Source organism: Paenibacillus apis, assembly GCF_018333295.1.
Classification (GTDB): domain Bacteria; phylum Bacillota; class Bacilli; order Paenibacillales; family Paenibacillaceae; genus Fontibacillus; species Fontibacillus antibioticophila.
Genome location: NZ_BORS01000042.1, coordinates 1 through 1929 on the forward strand (window position 1 = coordinate 1; position 1929 = coordinate 1929).

The 1929-nt window shown below is 51.4% G+C and carries 1 protein-coding gene; it reads right to left on the reverse strand.

Annotated features, from left to right (window positions below; genetic code table 11):
• Positions 1 to 134: 134 nt before the first annotated feature.
• Complete coding sequence (locus KI362_RS25180) at positions 135 to 1778, reverse strand: transposase (RefSeq protein WP_301630981.1); 1644 nt, start codon at positions 1776 to 1778, stop codon at positions 135 to 137.
• Positions 1779 to 1929 lie beyond the last annotated feature (151 nt).

The following is a 1929-nucleotide window of genomic DNA, read 5'->3' on the forward strand; positions in this document are numbered from 1 at the left end:
GAGACTGTCTATTTTCTGTGTAAAAATGTACTACCCTGTCCTTTAGTTCTGCAAACAAACCGCAATTCGGGTACTTCAAAGGTGATTTTGGGGAGCAATTGCCCAGTCATTCGCTTTACATGGTGCTCTTTGCTTCATCCAAGCGCTGAACGGGCATGTCGAAGAAACCCCGGTTTAGGGTTTAGCAGTTTACGGACCATATACTTCAGGTTCACAACCATCGCTGCACCCAGAGCCTTCAACTGGAGCGTGGCCCGACTATGTGTCCTGGTGAGTCCTAGACCGCAGTCGTTCTTTAGTTCGTTGTTCTTCCGTTCAACTACGTAACGTTTGAGGAGATCCGCCTGTCCGGCTAAGCTCTCGTTATAGGCTTGGGCTTGTTCGTACAGGTTGGCATAATCGCTGCGGAACACGCTTCGACCACTCTGACTATGGGTGCACTGCGTGTACAAGGGGCACGCAAGGCAAGTTTTTTTGGCGAACCGATACTGAGTGCCTTCCAACTTGGGAGAGTGGCTCCTGCGTACGCTTTGTTCACCGTTCGGGCAGATGAAGATATCCTTGTCAACATCGTACGTAAACCGGGTTGCTTGAAACAAACCCGTAGGATTAGGGGATTGTTGGACTGGCGCCACCACCTGGATTCCCTGCCGGGCAAGCTTCATGCGATGTCGTCCATGCCCGTAAGCTGCGTCGCCCAACAAAGCCGCCGGCGTTTGCCCGAAAAAGTGTTGAAGGGTTGCCACCATATCCGCTGTCGCGTCTTGGTCATGTTCATTGGCCGGAACCGTTCGGATATCGAGGATGACCCCTTCTGTCGTGCACAGGTTCTGCGTCTTATACCCCGTGGTCGCTTTCGAGCGCTTAAACGCGGTGCGGGCCTCGGGATCCACGGCACTCTCGATGCGGTCTTTTGGGCGCTTGTCATAGGGCGTTTTCTCGAATTGGACGTCTGCGGGCAGGTCGGTTTTTGTTCCATGATGATCAGGGTCGACGGGGCGACTGTTTTCCTCCAGGATGCGTATCAAGATGGCTTGCAGTTCCTGCGAACGCGAATAACCCTTCCAATCTTCCAGCAGCGGCTTGATGTTTTCATTGTTGAACCACTGCAGCAGTCCATAGGCTTGCGCGACCAACTTGCTATAGGCAAGCATAAAGTCGGCGGACGTCGCAGCGGAGCTTAGTCGAACGCCCATAGCATCCAACGGCAAAGACTCGGCAGCCATGCGGACGGGCTTCGGAGCTTGTTTTCGGAGGTGCTGTACGAGACGAATCATGGCATGCTTAATTAAACGGTACGCGCCACGGCGCACCATGTGGATGCTTGTCGGAAAGGAGTCAATGATCCACTGTTCGTTTTTGTCTCCCCATAGTCCGTGGCTATACATCTGCGCCAGAATATAGAGATGGCAAGCACGGAACATGGCTTCGCCCATGCGAGTGCGATCCAGACCGATCGTACTATGGTCAAAACCAAAGAAATCGACCGGCACTTGGAGGAAACGTTTGATGAAAAGATCTCCGATGATCTTCTCTTCCACCAGACGATCTGAGAGTACGTAGTAGGCCTGGATGAGATGGACCTTCAGTTTCAAAGAGGGCGCATAAGGGCGCTGTCCCATGCCGGTATACAGCACAGCACAAAGGGTATCCGCAAATGAAAAGTCGATCTTGCTCTCAACGCAACTCCAGAACGGGTGCTCCGGTAGCTTAGAGTAAACTAACAAGTCGGCAAACGAGAGTTGGTCGAAGTTTTTGTATCGAACGCGGTTCGTCATGGGCAGCCTCCCCTGAAATTAATTACGACCATTATACCACGGAATACGTAGATAATGGACGAATTCGGGAGAAAACCAATCATTCTAGTACTAAAAAACGGAATATGAATTGCTGAAGTTAGTGAGTTGTAAACAGTTAATAGACAGTCTC

Bases quoted from the DNA above. Each gene is read 5' to 3' on its own strand.
- KI362_RS25180 (WP_301630981.1), bottom strand. From the start codon at position 1,778: ATGACGAACCGCGTTCGATACAAAAACTTCGACCAACTCTCGTTTGCC.